Source organism: Rhodococcus sp. BS-15 (genome assembly GCF_000813105.1).
Classification (GTDB): Bacteria; Actinomycetota; Actinomycetes; order Mycobacteriales; family Mycobacteriaceae; genus Rhodococcoides.
Genome location: NZ_BAOX01000004.1, coordinates 46,224 through 65,281, shown reverse-complemented (window position 1 = coordinate 65,281; position 19,058 = coordinate 46,224). Strand labels below are relative to the sequence as shown.

At 62.4% G+C, this 19,058-nt stretch carries 15 protein-coding genes, 1 tRNA gene and 4 pseudogenes; 4 read left to right on the top strand and 16 right to left on the bottom strand.

Annotated elements, in window-relative coordinates:
- The 9 genes and pseudogenes from RHBS_RS01320 to RHBS_RS01280 all read right to left on the bottom strand — a co-directional run.
- Positions 1-239, bottom strand: a pseudogene (locus tag RHBS_RS01320) (YciI family protein); the annotation flags it as partial.
- Positions 240-334: 95 nt separating this feature from the next.
- Complete coding sequence (gene fbaA, locus RHBS_RS01315; protein WP_128644649.1) at positions 335-1,357, bottom strand: class II fructose-bisphosphate aldolase; 1,023 nt, start codon at positions 1,355-1,357, stop codon at positions 335-337.
- Positions 1,358-1,365: 8 nt separating this feature from the next.
- The gene (locus RHBS_RS01310; RefSeq protein ID WP_237668919.1) at positions 1,366-2,391 is read right to left on the bottom strand and encodes a LacI family DNA-binding transcriptional regulator; all 1,026 of its coding nucleotides are present in this window, start codon (positions 2,389-2,391) and stop codon (positions 1,366-1,368) included.
- A gap of 54 nt (positions 2,392-2,445) precedes the next feature.
- Positions 2,446-3,096 (bottom strand): nucleoside/nucleotide kinase family protein, encoded by a 651-nt coding sequence (locus RHBS_RS01305; protein ID WP_128644647.1) that lies wholly within the window; start codon positions 3,094-3,096, stop codon positions 2,446-2,448.
- Complete coding sequence (locus RHBS_RS01300) at positions 3,086-4,009, bottom strand: PfkB family carbohydrate kinase (RefSeq protein ID WP_128644646.1); 924 nt, start codon at positions 4,007-4,009, stop codon at positions 3,086-3,088. Before RHBS_RS01300 ends, RHBS_RS01305 begins: the two co-directional genes overlap by 11 nt.
- Positions 3,990-4,772, bottom strand: coding sequence for an ATP-binding cassette domain-containing protein (locus tag RHBS_RS01295; RefSeq protein ID WP_128644645.1), 783 nt, complete (start codon positions 4,770-4,772; stop codon positions 3,990-3,992). Before RHBS_RS01295 ends, RHBS_RS01300 begins: the two co-directional genes overlap by 20 nt.
- A pseudogene (locus RHBS_RS31680) lies at positions 4,769-5,673 on the bottom strand (ABC transporter permease). Before RHBS_RS31680 ends, RHBS_RS01295 begins: the two are co-directional and overlap by 4 nt.
- A gap of 118 nt (positions 5,674-5,791) precedes the next feature.
- The gene (locus tag RHBS_RS01285; RefSeq protein ID WP_121872682.1) at positions 5,792-6,790 is read right to left on the bottom strand and encodes a substrate-binding domain-containing protein; all 999 of its coding nucleotides are present in this window, start codon (positions 6,788-6,790) and stop codon (positions 5,792-5,794) included.
- A gap of 294 nt (positions 6,791-7,084) precedes the next feature.
- The gene (locus tag RHBS_RS01280; RefSeq protein ID WP_187298320.1) at positions 7,085-8,080 is read right to left on the bottom strand and encodes a YihY/virulence factor BrkB family protein; all 996 of its coding nucleotides are present in this window, start codon (positions 8,078-8,080) and stop codon (positions 7,085-7,087) included.
- A gap of 146 nt (positions 8,081-8,226) precedes the next feature.
- Between RHBS_RS01280 and RHBS_RS01275 the strand changes: the two genes are divergently transcribed.
- Positions 8,227-8,397 carry a CsbD family protein gene (locus RHBS_RS01275; RefSeq protein ID WP_121870898.1) on the top strand — a complete coding sequence of 57 codons (171 nt, stop codon included), beginning with the start codon at positions 8,227-8,229 and terminating at the stop codon, positions 8,395-8,397.
- 192 nt (positions 8,398-8,589) lie between these two features.
- Positions 8,590-9,309: a GAF and ANTAR domain-containing protein gene (locus RHBS_RS01270; RefSeq protein ID WP_121870899.1), complete on the top strand. Its 720-nt coding sequence runs from the start codon at positions 8,590-8,592 to the stop codon at positions 9,307-9,309.
- 123 nt (positions 9,310-9,432) lie between these two features.
- Here RHBS_RS01270 and RHBS_RS01265 read toward each other — a convergent pair whose 3' ends face one another.
- The 5 genes and pseudogenes from RHBS_RS01265 to RHBS_RS01245 form a co-directional block, all read right to left on the bottom strand.
- A complete protein-coding gene (locus RHBS_RS01265) occupies positions 9,433-10,227 on the bottom strand; it encodes a DNA-formamidopyrimidine glycosylase family protein (RefSeq protein ID WP_121870900.1) in 795 nt (264 codons plus the stop codon).
- A 46-nt stretch (positions 10,228-10,273) separates the two neighbouring features.
- Positions 10,274-11,289, bottom strand: a pseudogene (locus RHBS_RS01260) (zinc-binding dehydrogenase).
- Positions 11,265-12,749, bottom strand: a complete 1,485-nt coding sequence (gene phnE / locus RHBS_RS01255; protein WP_237668922.1) for a phosphonate ABC transporter, permease protein PhnE — start codon at positions 12,747-12,749, stop codon at positions 11,265-11,267. The pseudogene RHBS_RS01260 and the gene phnE overlap by 25 nt, the downstream one beginning before the upstream one ends.
- A gap of 104 nt (positions 12,750-12,853) precedes the next feature.
- Complete coding sequence (phnC, locus tag RHBS_RS01250) at positions 12,854-13,630, bottom strand: phosphonate ABC transporter ATP-binding protein (RefSeq protein ID WP_237668918.1); 777 nt, start codon at positions 13,628-13,630, stop codon at positions 12,854-12,856.
- Between the two features lie 29 nt (positions 13,631-13,659).
- Positions 13,660-14,229, bottom strand: a pseudogene (locus RHBS_RS01245) (PhnD/SsuA/transferrin family substrate-binding protein); the annotation flags it as partial.
- A 119-nt stretch (positions 14,230-14,348) separates the two neighbouring features.
- Here RHBS_RS01245 and RHBS_RS01240 point away from each other — a divergent pair.
- The gene (locus tag RHBS_RS01240) at positions 14,349-14,570 is read left to right on the top strand and encodes a DUF3618 domain-containing protein (protein WP_032375974.1); all 222 of its coding nucleotides are present in this window, start codon (positions 14,349-14,351) and stop codon (positions 14,568-14,570) included.
- Between the two features lie 93 nt (positions 14,571-14,663).
- Positions 14,664-14,737 (top strand) — tRNA-Lys (locus RHBS_RS01235).
- Between the two features lie 320 nt (positions 14,738-15,057).
- Here the strand turns inward: RHBS_RS01235 and RHBS_RS01230 are convergent.
- The gene (locus RHBS_RS01230; RefSeq protein ID WP_187298319.1) at positions 15,058-15,849 is read right to left on the bottom strand and encodes a tyrosine-type recombinase/integrase; all 792 of its coding nucleotides are present in this window, start codon (positions 15,847-15,849) and stop codon (positions 15,058-15,060) included.
- 1,150 nt (positions 15,850-16,999) lie between these two features.
- Positions 17,000-19,039, bottom strand: coding sequence for an AfsR/SARP family transcriptional regulator (locus RHBS_RS01220; protein ID WP_121869373.1), 2,040 nt, complete (start codon positions 19,037-19,039; stop codon positions 17,000-17,002).
- Positions 19,040-19,058: the final 19 nt, after the last annotated feature.

The window sequence follows — 19,058 nt, the reverse complement described above, 5'->3', positions numbered from 1 at the left end:
CTCGGCGAACGGACCGTCGGTGACCGGTGGCTTGCCCTCACCGCCGGAGCTGACCCAGGTTCCTCGGGGGCCAGGGCCTGGGCGTCGACGAACTCACCGGTGGCTTCGAGCTGCGCGGCGAAATCGTTCATGTACTGCATGTGGGCGTCCACTTCCGCCGGGGTCCACCGGTCCATCGGGACGTTGTTGATCGGCTCCGGAGCGCCGCGGTAGTGCTTGAGCATGAGGTACTTGGCCATGGTGTCTCCTGACGTTCGATGCGGCCATTCTTGCCGCATTCGCCCCTGGGACGGAACCGGTCCACAGATTTCGACACACTCGGCGAAAGGAATTCTCAGCGCATCGTGCGCCCTGCCGAGCCCAGCATCTGTGTCGCCTCGACCACCCGAGCCGCCATCGCCGTCTCGGCCGGCTTGCCCCAGGATCGGGGGTCGTACGCCTTCTTGTTTCCGTATTCGCCGTCGACCTTGAGGACCTGGTCGTACTTGCCGATCATGTGACCGGCGATGGATCTGGTGAACGCGTACTGGGTGTCGGTATCGATGTTCATCTTGATCACCCCGCTGGCGACGGCGGAGGCGATGTCTGCAGCGCTCGATCCCGATCCGCCGTGGAACACCAGATCGAAGGGCTTGTCCTTACCGGTCTCGGCTCCGAGGACGGACTGGATCTCGTCGAGGATCTCGGGTCGTAGGTGCACCGAGTCGGGGTTGTAGACGCCGTGCACGTTGCCGAAGGTCAAGGCCGTCATGTACCGACCGCGCTCCCCCGCGCCCAGCGCAGCGATCGTGGCGCGCGCGTCGTCGACCGTCGAGTACAGCTGTTCGTTGATCTCGTGTGACACCCCGTCCTCCTCGCCGCCGATGACGCCGACCTCGATTTCCAGGATCGTGTTCGCCTCCATCGACAGATCGAGCAATTCGCGTGCGATACGCAGGTTCTCGTCCAGCGGCACAGCCGAACCGTCCCACATGTGCGATTGGTACAGCGGGTCGAGCCCGCGGCCGCGTCGTTCGATCGCGTCGGCCAGCAGGGGCCGCACCCAGTCGTCCAGATTCTCGGCGGGGCAGTGATCGGTGTGCAGAGCCACCGAGATCGAATAGTGTTGCGCCACCTCGTGGGCGTACTGCGCGAGAGCCTTGGATCCGGCGAAACGGTTCTGCACGGCGTTGCCGGACAGATAGAGCGCGGTACCGACCGACACCTGAATGATCCCGTCACTCTCGGCTTCGGCGAATCCCTGGAGGGCTGCGTTGAGTGTCTGCGAACCGGTGACGTTGATCGACGGGTAGGCGAACCCACCTTCCTTGGCGCGATCCAGCATGGCGGCATACTGGTCCGGACTGGCAATCGGCATGAGCTGTCCTATCTTTCGGGTGCGGCCGGCATGTCGGCTCGAGGTGCAGTGCAGCCGCAGGAATTTCGGTGGGTGAAGGTGGTCGGTACTCGGATCGATCGGGGCTTGTCCTCGTGCCCCTCGATGCGCCGGAGAACCAGGTCGGCTGCGGTTCGGCCGATCGTCTGCACGTCCTGAGCCGCCGCTGTGAGCCGGGGCTCGAACAGATCCGACCACTCGAAGTCGTCGTAGCAGACGAAGGCGAGGTCGGCGGGAATCGACAAACCCAGGCCGCGAACCGCTTTCAGCGATCCGATGGTCATCGAATTGTTCATCGACACCAGAGCCGACGGCCGATCAGGACCCGACATGAGCTCACGCACCCGAGACTCGGCCACCTCGACGTTGGACCGACCGTCGAGAATCAGTCGCGGGTCGAGTTCTACTCCTCGATCCTCCAGTGCGCGGGTATAGCCGTCGAATCGCTCTGTCGTGGAGGAGATCCCTTCGATGCCACGGACGATCGCGATGCGTCGATGTCCGGCGTCGAGGAGATGAGTCGTGAGCTCGTACGCCGACGCGTCGTTCTCCGGACCCACCTGATCACAGGAGACGTCCAGCATCCGGTCGATCAACACCAGAGGCGTTCCACTGCGCACGATCTCGGGAATCGTGGAGAATTCGGAGCCCGCCGCGGGCGCGAGAATCATGCCGTCGACCTGACGGTCCAGCAACGAGTCCGTCACCCTGCGCTCGGACCGCGGCTCGTCGTGCGAATCACCGAGGATCAGCACGTATCCGGCCTCGGACAACCGCTCCTCGACGGCATGGACCAGGCTGCCGAAGTACGGGTTGGTGAGCGCGGCGATGGACAGTCCCACGGTGTGAGTCCGACCTGCCGCGAGCGATCGAGCGACGACGTTGCGGCGGTACCCGATCTCGACAATCGCCGCGTCGACGCGTTGCCGGGTGGCGGGATTGACGTTGCGTGTTCCGTTGAGCACGTGCGAGACGGTCGAAACCGATACCCCTGCCAGGCGTGCGACATCGTCCATCGTGGGCATATCAGTCGGCCCAGCGCTGTCGGGTCTCGTGGCTCTGCGGAATCGTCATGTCAGCCGAAGGATTCGATCGGCGCGGCGTGCGGTCGACCCGATCAATTCGGCGTTGCGTTCGTCCGATCCCAGTGCCCAGAACTCCGCGTCCTCGTGCGACTTTCCGTAGGCCTCGTGCCGGGCCACCAGCCGCTCGTGCCGAACCCTCGTGTGTGGAGCCAGAAACCAGACTTCATCGATCATCGCCCGCGCCGCCGGCCACGCGTCGGACTCCATCAGCAGGTAGTTGCCCTCGGTGATGACCAGGGGGACAGTCGGCGGGACCGGGATCGAGGATCCGATCGACTCCTCGATCTCTCGGCGAAATCTCGGCGCGTACACGATGGGACCACCGGGCTGCTGATCGTGAACGGCCGCGATCAACCGCGCGTAACCGCCGTCGTCGAACGTGTCGTGGGCACCCTTGCGATCGAGCCGGCCCAGCTCGATCAACACCTCGTTGGCGAGGTGGAATCCGTCCATCGGAACCAGCACCGCGAGCTCAGGCCCGAGCGCATCGACGAGTTGCTGTGCCACAGTCGATTTTCCGGCACCCGGCGCACCGGTCAGGCCGAGTATCCGCCGCTCACCGGGTACGGCCAGCGTTCGCGCCAGCTCCACGAGTTCGGAGAGGGTGGCTTCCTGTACGTCCTGGTCAATGGTCACCGTTGTCGCTTTCGAGTCCGCGGATGGAAAGTTCGTGTAGCCATGCTCTGGGGCCGATCACCGAGCAGCGCAGTGCGGCAACGTGAGCCGACCTGTCGATGCGCTCGGAAAGCGAGCCTGGCTGCGTGGAGTAGTAGGCATACGCGCCGTGGAACGCATCCCCTGCACCCAGAGTATCGACCACTGCAACCGGCTCCACATCGACCGATCCCGACGAACCCTCGGACCACCACTCGACCGGCTCGCCGCCGTGGGTGGTGACGACGGTACGCACACCGGATGCAACGAGGTCCGCGGCAGTCGTAGCCGTGTCCGAGGTCCCGGGGGCACGAAAATCCGCCGAGCACACCATGTCCGTGGCGTGCGGAATCAGCTCGCTCATCACCGGTTTCCAGCGACCGGCGTCCACGACCAACGTGGTAACCCGCGCCGCCGCATGTTCCGCGGCGGCGCAGGCGATCAGGGGGTGGTGCCCGTCGACCAGAACGACGTCGGCACCGGCAACGACGGCCGCGAGATCCTCCGGCGGCGAGGCGTCGGAATTCACGGCGTCGGCCGATACGACCGATCGGTCGCCGGTCGATTCGATCACCGTCACCGCCGAGACGGGAACGGACCTGGTGAAGCCCTCGGCGGCGTCGATCACCCGCACTCCGAAAGCCGCCAGGTCGGCCTTGACCAGCGCTGCCACCGGATCGTTTCCGAGCGCGGTGACGAGCACTGCCGTTCCACCCAGCGCGGCGAACGTCACTGCCGCGTTGGCAGCAGGACCTCCCGCCGCGACGAACTGCGCGCTCGAGGTGATCTTCTGGTTGGGTGCCGGCGCTGCCGACACTCGATGGATGATGTCGAGTGTCGCCAGCCCGACGAAAACACCGACCGGACTTGTCGATTCAGACGCCGGCGCGTTCATCGTCGGTCGGCTCCTCCGCGCCGGTCATGAGCGCGACGACCTCGGACATGGTGCGGTTCTTCGGATTCACGACACCCGCCCGCTTGCCGAGGCGGTGGATGTGAATCCGGTCGGCGACCTCGAACACGTGCGGCATGTCGTGGCTGATGAGCACCACCGGTATGCACCGGTCGCGGATCGTGCGAATCAGATCGATCACCATGCCCGACTCCCGCACACCCAGTGCGGCAGTCGGCTCGTCCATGATGATCACTCCGCGTCCGAACGCTGCTGCCCGCGCTACGGCCACACCCTGACGTTGACCACCGGAGAGCGTCTCGACGGCCTGATTGACCGACTTGATACCGATCTTCAAGTCCTGCAGATGCTTCGAGGACTCCTCCCGCATCCTCGGCATGTCCAGACGCCGAAAGAGACTGCCGCTGAGCCCCTTGCGCTTGATCTCTCGACCGAGATACACGTTCGACGCGATGTCGAGGGCCGGAATGACGGCCAGGTCCTGATAGACCGTCTCGATGCCTGCCGCGCGTGCGTCGCGGGTGTTCTTGAACGACACGGGCGATCCGTTCATCAGGATCTCACCCGAATCCGGAATCACGGCACCGGCCAACGCTTTGATGAGACTGGACTTTCCGGCGCCGTTGTCGCCGATCACCGCCAGCACCTCACCGGCCCGCAACTCGAAATCTGCGCCGTTGATGGCCGTCACGCTGCCGTAGGTCTTGACCAGACCACGCGCTTCCAGAGCGAGGGGGGCATTCACTGTGACCTCCTACGTGCGAACTGATCGACGGCCACCGCGACGATGACGAGAATGCCGGTCGCGATGTTCTGGTACAGACTGTCGACGCCTGCCTGAGTGAGTCCGTTGCGCAGAACACCGACGATCAGTGTTCCGACCAGGGTGCCGATGACGGTGCCGCGTCCACCGAACAGACTGGTTCCACCGATGACCACCGCGGTGATCGACTCGAGGTTGGCATTCTGATACGCGTTCGGATCGGCGTTGGGGATCCGTCCGAGCGCTGCCCACGCCGCGATCGCCGCGATGACTCCCGTAGCGATGTACACCGAGAACAGCACGCGACCGGACTTGATGCCGGAGCGATCCGAGGCCTGCGGCTACCGCCGACCGCGTAAATGTGCCTGCCCCATGAGGTTTGGGACAACGCGTACCACATCACGGCGTACACCAGCAGCATCACCACCACGCCGTACGTCGTGGAGAAGCTACCGATCTTGAACGAGTTGCCCAACAGCGTCAGCGGTCCGCTCGGCACCTGGTACGTCTCGGAGCCGGCCAGCAACCTGGTGGCCGCCTGGATCGCGGTGAACGTGCCGAGTGTGACGATGAACGGTGGTAGTCGCAGAACCGTGACCAATCCGCCGTTGATCGCACCGAACGCAACGCAGACGGCAAGCGTCGAACCCAGTGCGACCACCGGACCGTTCGCGCCGGCCGACTGCGCCATCACGATGGAACCCATCACCGCCACCGCGCCGATCGACAGATCGATACCGGAGGTGAGGATGATCAGCGTCTGGCCGACGGCCAGAATGCCGACGACCACCGACTGCTGCAGGATCAGAGAAACGTTCTGCGGGTTGAGAAACGAGCTCGAGATCGAGCTGAAGACGATGACGGCGATGAGGAGCGCGGCCATCGGCCCGAGCAGCGGTTCACGCAGAATGGTCCCCACGTTGAACCGGCTCGGAGTCTTGGGCTCGGCTGCGGTATCGGTACTCACGAATCAGATCCCTGTGTTCGCCGGTGCGTCGCGATCAGCCCCAGCAATTCTCTTCGCCCCATGCGGTGTCCTGCGAATCGATTCCGTCGACGGGCTGGTCGGTGACCAACTGCGAGCCGGTGTCGTTGAAGCCGCTGGGCTTGGTGCCGTCCTCGGCGAACTTCACCACAGCATCGACGCCCTGCTCGGCCATCTTCGCCGGGAACTGCAGCACCGTCGCGCCGATGACGCCGGACTTGACGTTCGCGATGCCGGTGCAGCTGCCGTCGATCGAGCCGATGGTGATCTGATCGGCGCGTCCTGCAGACTGAATCGCCTGGTACGCACCGGCTGCTGCGGGCTCGTTGATCGTGTAGAGCGCATTGACGCCCGGCGCGCGCTGCAGCAGGTTCTCCATGGCGGTCTGCGCCTTGGTCTGATCGCCGTTGGTGTTCTCCTGGCCGACGATCTCGGGCGAACTGTCGGTCAGGCCCATGCCCTCGAGGAACCCGTCGTGACGGAAGGTGTCGACCGTGCCGCCCGCGGTGCCGTCGAGCATGATGACCTGGGGTGCGGTGGTTCCGAGCGTGCCCTTGACCCATTCGCCCTGGCTCACTCCGGCAGCCTTGTTGTCGGTGGCGAACGTGGCGTCGACCGCGTCCTCGGGGTCGGTTGCTGTGTCGAGGGCGATGACGACGACGCCGGCGTCACGTGCCTTCTCGATCGCGTCGAGGACTCCTGTGGACGAGTTCGGGGTGATCAGAATTCCCTTCACACCCTGGCCGACCAGGTTCTCGATCGCCGCGACCTGGCCCTCGTTGTCACCGTCGAATGCGCCGGCCAGAGCCACCAGCTCGGCTCCGCTGGAATCCGCCTGCGCCTGCGCTGCCTCGCGCAGCTTCACGAAGTACGGATTGGAATCCGTCTTGGTGATGAGCCCGACCTTGACGCTGTCCGAATCCGAACTGCTGCAGGCGGTCAGACCGAGCACGAGCGAGCCTGCCATGAGCGCGGTCCCGATCGTCAGCGCGGACTTCCGACGGTGATTGAACATGTGGACTCCCTTGTCCCCGGCCACGCGGTCGCGTCGCTCGATTGCAGGAGCCAAAGACGCATACAAGCGCTTGCGCATGCGCTTTCGCCGAAACAAACCAGGATTCTTTTTCACCGACCGGCTGACCGGTTCGTGACGGTATCACTTGAGTTGGCCCGGTTCTCGCCGTCCCGGTTCTCGCCCCCCAGTCCCCGCAAACGCGCGCGCACTTGCCATCCGCCCGCAAAATAGTGCCCGCCGGGCTGGCGAATCCACTCGCACCTGACGAACGCGCGCGCGTTTGCGCCGCCTCGATCACTCGGCTCCCTTACTCGGCGAGTCCTCGCCCACAACGGAATCCGGCTCGTCGTAGGTAACCGTGATGTCCTGGAATCCCTTGTTACGCTGCGCTTCTGCCTGCCCGGTGTAGGAGTTCTTGTCACCCTCGGTGAGCTCGACGTTGTCGGTGAACGGAGTCAGCAGTGCCCTGGGATGCAGGTGGTCGACGCGCACGGCATTGATTTCGATGCACAGCACGATCAGCACCGACGAGACGTAGAGAAAACCGAGCAGGCCGAGGACGATCGCGAATATCCCGTTGCTGGCGCTGGCATTGCCGACGACATAGCGAATGTAGATGCCGCCGAACGATTGCAGCGCCTGCCAGATCACCGCGGCGATCGCAGCGCCGGGCAGAACCTCGCGCACACTCAGGGCGCGAGCGGTTCCGATTCGGAACGCGGCGGTAAAGACCACCGCGTTGACCACGACCGCTCCGACGAGTGCCAGTGCACCGCCGGCAAAGCCGAACACGCCCGAGGACGCGACGCCGTTGAGAACGGTCAGGCCGATGATGGCGGTGCCGACGGTACTGAGCAGCACCAGCCCGCGCAGCCGACCCTTGATCGGATCCGGTTGTTCGTTTCGCGGGACGGACCATGCGGTGTTCATCGCGTACTGCGCGGCCAGTGACACTCCGAGTCCGCCGTAGAGCGACCCCACCACGCCGATGACGATGGCGGTTGTTCCGCCGCTGAGTCGATCCGGCTGACCGAGTTGATCACCGATGACCGGGATCTGGCTCATTGCCGAATCGATGATGCGGGTCTGCAGGTCCGGGTCGCCGGCCAGCACGATTCCCAACACGGTGGTGAAGAGCAGCAACAACGGAAACAACGAGAGGAACGAGTAGTACGCGATGAGAGCCGCGAGATACCCACCTCTGTCGTCGAGAAATTTGTACACGACCGCGAGCGGAAAACCCGCCGACGGGTGCCTGCGCTGAAAGCTGTCCACCTTGCCGACCACCATCGATCGAATGTATCCGCCACGACGCTGCTGGAAACGTCGCCCGAGTGCGCATCCGGTGTGACTCAGATCTCAACGACTCGGCGTGCGCTTTTCGGTTCGAGCTTCGACCAATCTCTGACACCGCACGAAACGAGAAAGGGACTCACATGAGCTTCATCGACAAGGCCAAGAACGCAGCAGAAGACGCTATCGGCAAGGCCAAGGAAGTTGTCGGCGAGGCCACCGACAACAAGGACCTCGAGGCCGAGGGTAAGAAGGACCAGGGTTCGGCAGGCGTGAAGAAGGTCGGCGAGAACATCAAGGACACCTTCAAGTAATTCGCATTCCGGTGAGGGCCGTCGATCAGGTGATCGGCGGCCCTCACGCTGTTCGACGAACAACCCCTCGGCGGAGGCGTATACAGTGCACAACGCTGGCTGTACGGCCGGTACGGGCGTCCAGCAAAAGGCGCATGATCGTGGATCTCTCCGGCGAACGACGGCAGGGGTCCTGTGCGAGAGGACCGTGTGATGTCGCGACCATCGACCGATGTACACCTTCCCGGAACGTCCCCTGCATCCTCGCTCGCCGAATTCGCGCGATCCCTGCGCGATACCCGTCGGTCGGTGCCCGAGACGATGAGCGAAATTCTGCGCACCGCCATCCGGCTCATCCCGGGGGCAACCGTCGGCTGCATCACCACTGTGAGCAAGGGTGTTCGCACCGTCGTAGCGTCCACCGACCCCCTCGCGGAAAAGCTGTGTCGACTGCAGTACGAGCTCGACGAGGGCCCGATTCCCACCGAGGTTCGCCACTTCGACGTCGTCGTATCGCACGACCTCACAGCAGAGCCGAGATGGCCGGAGTTCGCGGTTCTGGCCGTGAACGAGGGATTCAAGTCCTTGGCGGCGTTTCAGCTCTACAGCAATGCCGATGACCTCGGTGCGTTGATTTTCTACAGCGATGAGCAGGCGGCCTTCGACACCGACGCGGTCGCGATCGGCGAAGCCCTCGCAGCGCATGCCGCCATCGCAATGCTCAGTGCCCGCGACGACGAGCAGTTCCGGACAGGTCTGGCCAGTCGCGACCTGATCGGTCAGGCCAAGGGAATGATCATGGAGCGCTACGATCTCGATGCAGTCCAGGCGTTCGAGCTGCTCGCGAAGCTGTCGCAGCAACAGAATCAGCCTTTGCGCCAGGTGGCTCAGGACCTGATCGACACCGATCACCCGACGAACTCGACCTTCTGACGACCCGACGGGGTTTCGATTCGCAGCTCACGAGGAATGGCTGTCAGTGGTATCGGCAGGCAACACGCGGTACCCGCGGGCGGTTATGTCGTTGAGACAACAGCGATCGACCGCTCGTCGCTACTACTCTGGTTGACAGCTCGGACACCACCACGTTCGACGCTTGTCCGGGTCACCGTCCACTTCGGCGACCACCCGAATCGACGTTCCACACCGCAGGCACGGTTGTCCGGCACGACCGGCGACCCAGTGCGCACGGCCCCGGCGAGTGTCCCCCGTGGTCACCTGCATCGCACCCGGAACTGTCGCCGAATGACGCATCGCTCGCTCGAGCAACGCAACCAAACGCTGGGCGTCGACATCACCCGACGGCGTCCACGGCCACAGCCCGCGCAGAAAGCAGAGCTCGTTGGCCCACAGATTTCCTGGCCCGGCGATCACCCGTTGGTCCAGCAACGTCGCAATGATCGGCCGCCTTCCCTGGGCGGCGATGTTGGCAACACCGCGCTCGGCGTCGAACGCCGGATGCAGCGGGTCCGGTCCGAGATGCGCGATCAGCGCGTTCATGTCCGGCGTGTATCCGTAGTCGACGACCGGCAGCAGAATTCCGTAGGCGGTTGGCCCGTCGACCACGGCGAGCCGGACCCGCACGTCGGGTCGGACCCGCTGCGGAATCGACCGACCGGCCCGCACCACCGTCCACGATCCGCTCATCCGCAGATGCGTGTGCACCGTCGTGTCGTCATCGAAATCGGTGAGCAGATGCTTGCCGTGGGTCCGATGGGCGACGACAATTCGCCCGGCAAGATTCTCCACTGCGTGCGCGGGCACCTGCAGCGTTCCGGCGCGCAACGATGCGCCGTCCAATGCTCGACGCAACCTCGCGGCCAATACGAACACGGTGTCACCTTCGGGCATATAGGGGTGTATCCCGGCTACGGAAAACGCAATCCAATTGCGCTCTTCACGGAGCGACCGACGACCGAAGAATTCCCGACGGCGTCGGCCGCAACACCGATGCGAGTTCGGCCAGGGGCACCGGCGCCTCGACGAGGGATTCCCACGGATACTTCTCACCGGTGTCGCGTAGGAAGCAACGGCCTGATGGAGGTGCCGCGGCTCGTAGTTGTGGATGCCGGTGACGGTCAACCAATTCCGCACGACCGCTTCTGGGTCGACGGTGATCGGCGGACCTGGCGCGACCGAACCGGCGAGCACGAGCCGTCCGCCGATGTCGAGCCTGCCCAATGCGGCCTGCACTGCCGACGACGATCCGGAGAAGTCGATCGCCACATCCGTCTGTGCACCGTCGTCCTCATCGGCACCGAATGCACGACAGAGCCGTTGCCTTTCGGGGTCTCGATCGAGTACGCGGACCGTTGCTCCTCGCTCGGCTCCCGCTGCAGCGGCAGTGATCCCCAGCATTCCTGCACCCACGATCAGCACCCTCTTGCTCTCGAGTGCACCTGCCGCATCGAGAGCAGCCATGACCGTGGCCGTCGCACACGCAGCAGGCGCGGCGACGGCGTCGGGCATGGAGTGCGGAACCCGGGCTACCGCGGTTCCATGCGGAAGGACGATGTGCCGGGCGTAGGAACCACTGAGCGTCCATGCGCTCGTAGCCGATTCGTGCCCCACCTTGCGCACAGCCGAACACTTGGCAGTGAACCCGGAGATACATCGGTCGCACCGACCACAGGACACGGTGACCGACCAGACGATCCGATCCCCCACTGCTGCAATGGACGTGGCATCGCCGACGGCGACGACGTGGCCCACGGCCTCGTGACCGAGTACCGATGGGCACGCTCCGTTCCGTCGACCCGACACCGTATGCAAGTCGCTACCGCACACCGTCGCCAGATCGACTCGCACCAGCAGATCTTCCGGCTCGAGGGTAGGAATCTCGATGTCCCACATGTCGATCCCGTCGCCGGTCCAGACAGCGGCCCGTGTCAGACCAACATTGACCTGATCCATCCGGAGATCCTTTCCACGATGTACACGACGACGAAGATGACGAGAACGATGGCACCGGCGACGTCGAAGTTCAGGGTACGAATCGACTCGAAGAGCAGGAAGCCTATACCGCCTGCACCGACGATCCCCAGGATGGTGGAGGTACGAATGTTCACGTCGAGCAGATACAAGCTCGAGCCAACCATCGACGGAATGGCCTGAGGAACAACGGCACTCAGCGTCCGATTCCACCAACCGCCACCGACCGACGCCACAGCTTCGAGGGGACCGGGATCGATCTCCTCGATCGCGTCGGCGACGAGTTTGCCGAGGAATCCGACGGATCCTATGGCCAGTGCGCACGTTCCCGCCACCGGGCCCAGTCCGAGCGCTGCGACGAACACGACGGCCAGGATGAGTTCGGGGACGGCGCGAACCAGCAGGATCCACGATCTCGCGATCCAGTACACCGCGGGATGCGGAGTTGCGTTGCGCGCGGCCAGGACTCCGACGGGTATCGACAATACGATACCGATTGCGGTGGCCACGACTCCGATGGCGACGGTCTGTACGGCGGCGTCGAACAGGTCCGCTCCCAGCGCAGAGAAGTCAGGTGGGACCATTCGCCCGAACACCTCGATCGACGGCCCGATCCACGTCAGCAGCGAGCGTGGATCCAATTCGAGAACCACGAACGACGCCACGATCGCGAGGACGAGCACGGCCGACGCCCCGATTCGCATCAATCGATCGCGCTGCGGGCCCGCCGCGGACGGCACCAGCAACATGCGACGAAGAGCCATCGCTGCCAGTTCCATCGCGGCGATGATCACCAGGATCACCAGCACGATTCCGAGGGCACGCGGGTAGATCAGGCCCCGCAGGGCGTCCTGCAGCGCGAAACCGATACCGCCTGCCCCGACGAAGCCGAGCACCACCGACATGCGCAGGTTGATGTCGATTCGATAGACGAAGGCTCCGATCCACGCCGGAACGACCTGCGGAACAACGGCGTTGATCATTTCCCTGTAGTAGCCCGCCCCAGCGGCACGGAGGGCCTCTCGTGGTCCGACATCGGTCTCTTCGATGGCGTCGGCGAACAGCTTGCCCAGCATACCGATGGAATGCAGTGCGAGGGCGAGGATTCCGGGTAGCACACCGATTCCCAACGCCCTGACGAACAGCACTGCGAACAGCAGGTCCGGCATCGCCCGGCAGAACGTGATGACGGCGCGAGCGATGCTGTAGAGGACCGGATGCGGCGAGGTGTTGCGCGCCGCGAGAAACGCCAACGGTACCGAGACGATCGCTGCGAGCACGGTGCCCAGTACTGCCATGAGCAAGGTGTCGAGTGCGAGGGAGACGATCCTGCCGGTGTCGTCGACGCGAGGCGGCAGCATCCGCTCGAGCAGGTTGCCGACATCCTCGAGACCGTCGATCAACGTCGTCGGCGCGAAGTCGATGTACCCCGCCGAGAGCATTGTGAGAACGAGCGCGGCGACGCCCAGCGCCGGGAACAGCCATCGTCGTCGCCGCGGATCGTTCTGTGTAGCAGCGTTTGCGGGCTTCGGTTCGACGGTGACAGTCATGTCGGTGCCACCGTGGTTCTGTTCCCGGGGTCGGGCGCGATCCGCTGATAGATCGGCATGATGTCCTCGCGCTGAAGACCAGCGGCCGGGCGATCGAGCACCACCCGACCGTCTCGTAGACCCACGAGGCGGTGCGCCCAGCCGAGCGCGAGATCGACCTGGTGCAGGGTGCACACCACGGTCAGCTTCTCCTCGCTGCACACTCGCTGCAACAGATCCATCACCACGCCCGCGTTCTCGGGATCGAGGGACGCAACGGGCTCGTCGGCGAGCACGATCCGCGGACGCTGCATCAGGGTGCGTGCGATCGCCACCCGTTGTTGCTGCCCGCCCGACAGTGTGTCGGCGCGCCGTTCGGCGAAGTCCGCCAACCCGACTCGGTCGAGGCACGCCCGCGCTTCCTCGCGCATCGCTTTCGGGTAGGTGGCTGCGCCGTAGCGCGGAATCGACAGGCGGCCGATACCTCCGACGAGTACGTTCTCGAGGCAGCTCAACCGGCCCACGAGGTTGAAGTGTTGAAAGATGAAGCCGACATCTCGGCGCAGTTCGCGTACCCGGCGCCGGTTCGCGAGGTCGACGCGAATGTCGAGGGCGGTGACGCTACCCGAGGTGACGGGATGCAGGCCGTTGATGCACCGCAACAGCGTCGACTTGCCGGAGCCGGAAAGCCCGAGCAGAACCAACATCTCGCTGTGGTGGACATCGAGATTCACGTCCTTGAGCGCGGTGGTGGATCCGAACGTCTTGGTGACGTTGCGAACGCTGACCACCATATCGCCTCGGTCCATCGGTGCGGACATCATCAGCCCTGGCACTTCTCGGAGCCGGTGACCTCGCACACGGTGCGCACGCCGTCGTAGTCGCTGTCCTGCGCCGGGACGACGCCCCAGGCGTCCTCGTCGGTGATGCGGCATTCCTCGGCGCAGATGCCGTCGGCGACGAAGGCATCCGAGTTCATGCCCTCGCTGAAGACGTCTTCGAGCTTGGCGATGGCGTCGGCACCGAGTTCGTTGTTGGCCGCGAAGAGCGAGCCGGCGATCATCTCGGACTTCCACACCGTCTTGAGCTCACCCGGTGCGAGTTCGCCGTTGTCGATCATCGTCCGGTCGACCATGGTGTCGAAGGCGAATCCGGCGTCGCAGTCTCCGGCCTTGACTGCAAGTGCCGATGCATCGTGACCGCCGGCGTAGATCGGACTCATGGCGGCGGAGATGTCGGCCTCGGAACCGGAGGAAATGACGTTGTCCTCGATGAGTCCCGCTGTCGGGTAGAGGAATCCGGAAGTGGAGCTCGGGTCGACGAAGCAGACCTTCTTGCCTGCGTAGTCGGCGAGAGAGACGTCGTTGCCGTCGGCATCGGGCAGGGTGAACGCCGGAGCGGTGTCGCCCGGCTCGAGCTTGCTGTATTCGGTCACCGCACGAGAGTATCGAAATATCGTCGTGCTCTAGGCTCGACTGCGACCGAGACTATTTGCAACAAGTTGGAGGACACGTGGCCAAGGACACCGACCGAATCGAGCGCGAGATCGAGGCCGCTCGCAATCAGCTCGCCAGCACCCTGGACGAGCTGAGCGTCCGTGCCAGCCCCAAGAACATCGTCGCCAACACCAAGCAGTCCGTGGTGGCCAAGCTCAACGAGCCGGCAGTGAAGTTCACCCTCCTCGGAGTGGGCGCAGTGGTGGCAGTTCTCGTGGTTCGCCGGATCTTCAACTGACGCATGCAGGTGCTCCGACCAGCCGATTTCACATCTGGCGGCATCTGCTGTTAATGTTTCTCCCGCACCGCAGAGAACACGCGGTGCGGATCGGCGCCATTAGCTCAGTTGGTTAGAGCAGCTGACTCTTAATCAGCGGGTCCGGGGTTCGAATCCCTGATGGCGCACACCGAAACACCCCGTCACCAGCGTAAAGCTGGAGGCGGGGTGTTTTGCTTTTGCGGGGTTTTGCCCCAACTCATCACTTACTCATCACTTTGAGGGCAAAGTGATGAGTTGCTCGCTCCGTTCCTGCTAGGAGCTCCGCGCGCCCCATGGAGGTCGTCTTCGCGCCTGCGGTCCGTTTATGGTCTCGAAAGTTCAAGGACAGATCGGTTCCAGGTGGCGGCGAGCGCGATCGGTCCCGCCTGCCGAGATCTGGCCAGAATTGCCGATGATTGGGCCAGGCCCAACTGTCCACGCGACCGGCTCAGCCGGACATTGATGCCTAAGCCTTGGGCGCAAACTTGTTCAGCGCGTCGCTCATGTCTGGAGCCAAGGTCACTCGCTGGATATAGTGCGCCTCGGTGACCCTCGTGTTGGCGTGTCCCAGCTGAATCTGAGCTGCTTCGACCCCGTAAGTCTCTTTTACCAGAGTGGCTACGGTCTTTCTGAGGGTGTGAGGAGTAACCCAGTCGAAGTCGTCGCCGCGTGCAGCGCGCCACGATCTCCGAACGTTCGCCGGCGACACCCAATTGCCGGTGCCCGTCACGAACAGCGCGTTCTCCGGGTTCTGAAACGTTGGCATAGCGTGCCTACGTCGGAGTGCTGTGGCTGCGAACGGCGGAAGCACCACGGTAAGCGGAGGTGCATCACCCTTTCGGAAGTTCTGACGGAAGAGGCGTTCGCCGGCCGCTCGCGGAACAACAAGAGTTGCGCTGAATGTGACGGTCGGGATCGGCGAGTCCAGATCGACTTGGTCCCACTTCAAAGCCAAGAGCTCACCGATGCGAGCACCTGTGGCGATCAGGAGCATAAGAATGTCCTCGAGATCGGCACCGGGTCGTTGTCCGAGCTTCGGCCGTACGACCCCATATTCGTCGACGGTCTGGTGGCGAGAGTAGTTCTGCACGCGTTCGCGTAATTCGTCGAGCTCGTCGGGAGTCAGCGCGCGGACAGCGGACTTCTTTGGGGTCGGTCTCGGCGTATCGCGAACTGGATTGTGGCTGAGGAAGTCGAACCGTACGGCGATACCGAGCATGCCGGACATCACGATCCGCGACATCCGAGCGCCACTCATGGTCCTCTCTCCGATCGAATTGATCAAAGAGTCAACCTTCCCAGCCGTCATCTCACGGATGAAGATCTCGCCTACAGCTGCCGCGCAGTAGGCGTTCCATGCTTGCCTGTAGCCCGTTATTGTCTGCGGCGAAACAGTTTTCGCCTTCTGAGCTATCCAGTAGGTGAACAGCTCCGACATCGTGGACGTCTTGCTCAGTTCAGCACGCTGAGAAGGATGGGGTGGTTCGCGGTTGACAACTTTTTCCTGAAGCCTCCGCCGCGCTTCGGCTGCGGTTTTTCCACGAGCTTCGACCAGTCGTCGCTTACCGTCCTGATCTCTGATGCGAACGCGCGCCACGCTGACGCCACCCGACGTCGTGGTCGAGATTCGACCCCACTCGCCAAGTCTGAAGGGGTCCCTAGTCATCTAGTTCGTCTCCGACCGCCATTCCTAGTTCGGTCATCTTGTGAAAGAGGTCCTCCGACCGCCTGCGCGCATCCTCGTAGGCCATTTGCATGGTTTCGATGTGCTCTGCTGATTCGCTCTTCGACAAACCGTTGCGTAGTTGAACTCGCGGAAGCGGGCAACGCCGCCGAACTCGACCAGCGTTGCCACGCCGTGCGCGCCCACTTCGCCTCCAGCCTCGATCCCAGCCAGCCCCACGCCCTCGCGTCCAGTGGGTGAGGTTGGGGGCCGTCGATCCTTTACGGTGCACCGGGGTCCCGAGCCGTCCGCTGGGAGATCGCTAGGCTGGGATGGTGTCTTTCTTCTTCGGGTACGGCAGCAAGCAGAGGCACCTCGGGCACCCAACAAAGCGAACCCGAGAGCCTGTTTCAACATCGACCCATCATGACCGATCAACATCTCGACCTGACAACAAATCTCGCCTGCAATAGGCAAACACTTGCCGGCAAGCGACAATCGCTGAACTAGGTGATGCGCTGACCGGTTGAGACCAAGATCGTTTCTGGCACAACCTCGGCCACCACATTGCGTCGAAACTCGACCAGCTGAAATTCCGTGCCAGACACGTAGGCTAAACCCGGCGCGCCAAAACCACCCGAAACGATGAGTTCTGGCAAGGTTAGCCCCCGTGGGCCACAAATACGGGTACGCCAGGGTCTCCACCGTCGAACAGAATCTCGACCTACAGAGCGACGCTCTCGTGCTAGGCCGACACGTTCATGGAGTCAGGGTTGTCAATAAAATCGGAATAGAAGCTACTTTGAGGAAGTTCCGGACGATGTACTCCCATTGATGGAACATCGCTGATGTATTCCGATATCGTGGAGGTAACCTTTTTGCGCAAGTAGTTGCTGGTATTCTCTGGCGTGTCGTCGATTTTAATTGACGTCGAGTGCGGGTTGCCGATTCCCCAGTTTGGGCTAAACCGTAGCAGGTCGTGGTGTGCAGATACAACAACCACCAATGGTAATGGGTAGTTCGGGTCTGCCAGCGACTGGACGGCGTTCCTCACCTCAGGTTTGGCTAGATGTAAGTCACGTAATACCAAAACTAACGGCCTAACAGCAGCGGCTGCTCTGATATATCCGCACCAAGAGGTAAGGGCATCGTTCAAATCGGTTGTAGAGATGTTCGCTTTTCCCAAATGATCAACGGTTCCTCTGTTATTCAGAAGCATCTCCGGTTCAATATTGCAATGCTGGGCAATAGTTCTCACCAACAGTTCCAGGCCGTCATCATCTGGCAAAACCCTGCTTTGTATGATTCGAGGGGTGGTTACAGATCCAATGAAGGTCTCCACGAACTTTTCGGTCTCGCCCAGTAGTGTAACGATGTGGGGCTTGCTCCATTTCACGGCTCGATCCATCAGGGTCTGTATCAGACTTAATTCCTCGAGATACTCTGCTTCGATGTGCGCGTTGATACTGTTGACTTCGTAACTATCGGCGGTGGGGTCTGCAGCAAAGTTATAGGATTGGCCGAGAATTTCACGTATTCCGGCAGAAACAAAGACGGAGTTGTCTGTCGCTTCAGATAAGATTTTTTGACCCTCGTCAATCAAGGTGCCGTGCAAAACTGGAAAAACAGAACGATAATCAGATTTGACAAGAACGCTTCCATGAGCAAGGGAGATCTTCAAGTCAACGTCGTTGGCAAACCAGTCACGCACTGTGAGTGCGGCGGACACTGCCTTTTCGACCTGGCGGTCGCAGTCGGGAAACATCACCACGGAAACTGAGCCAACACATGCAGCCAACGTGCCACCGAAGTCTTCGAAGCAAGTCTGTATCACTTCGCTCACCGTTGCTAGTGTTGAGTCCTTCTTGGCAGGGTCGGCATTGATTGGACCCGTGGGTAGACGGACTTGAACAGTTGCGATAGTCAGACGTGCACGCCGGGACGAAGGATGTTTCGAAGGCGGAACCGGAGCGTTCAAAGCGTCGTGTTCGAGCGTGTGGTGAAGTGCGCTGACGGATGTCAAGTTGTTGGCGGCCAGTGTAGGCTCGTGGTTAAGAATTGACTGCTGAAGCTCTTGCAAAGCCGGTCCCGGTTCCAATCCCAGGTTGTCGACGAGGGAGACCCGGAGCCTCCCATAAGCGGCTAACGCGTCCGCATGTCGCCCGCTCCTGTATAGCGCGAGCATCAACTGACTGCACAATCTCTCTCGCAGTGGTTCAGCTTCTACGAGCGAAGACAGCTCGATCAACACTGTTTGGTGGCGACCACAAGCAAGTTCAGCATCGAAATAGTCTTCGAGTGCACTTAGTTTGAGATTTTCGACACTTGATAACTCGGGCCATGAAATTCCGCTTTCTACCAGATCGGACAGAGCGTTTCCACGCCACAATCTAAGCGCGGCTCTGAGTTCGCCAGCGGCCACTTCGGGTGTCGAGTCTGCGGCACGAGCCCGTTCTATTCGGTCCTGAAACTGAGTGAGATCCAATAGTTCGGGGTCCACTCTCAGCACGTATCCTGGTTCTTGTGTGGTTAGTTGAATATCGTCTCCTTCCTTCATTGTCGCTAGTGATCGTCTTAGACTCCAGACAGCGTTTTGTAGCATCTTTCGGGCCGAAGCAGGGGGGTCTTCGGTCGGCCATAGCGCTGCCACCAGCTGGCTGGTAGGGACCACTTGATTGGCATTCAGCAGAAGGAATCCCAGCGTCGCTCGCTGCTTGATTCCGCCTAGTGCTATCGGCCGACCGTTGCATATTACTTCCAATGGTCCGAGTAGTCGAAATTCCACTTTGACTTCCCTCAGTTTT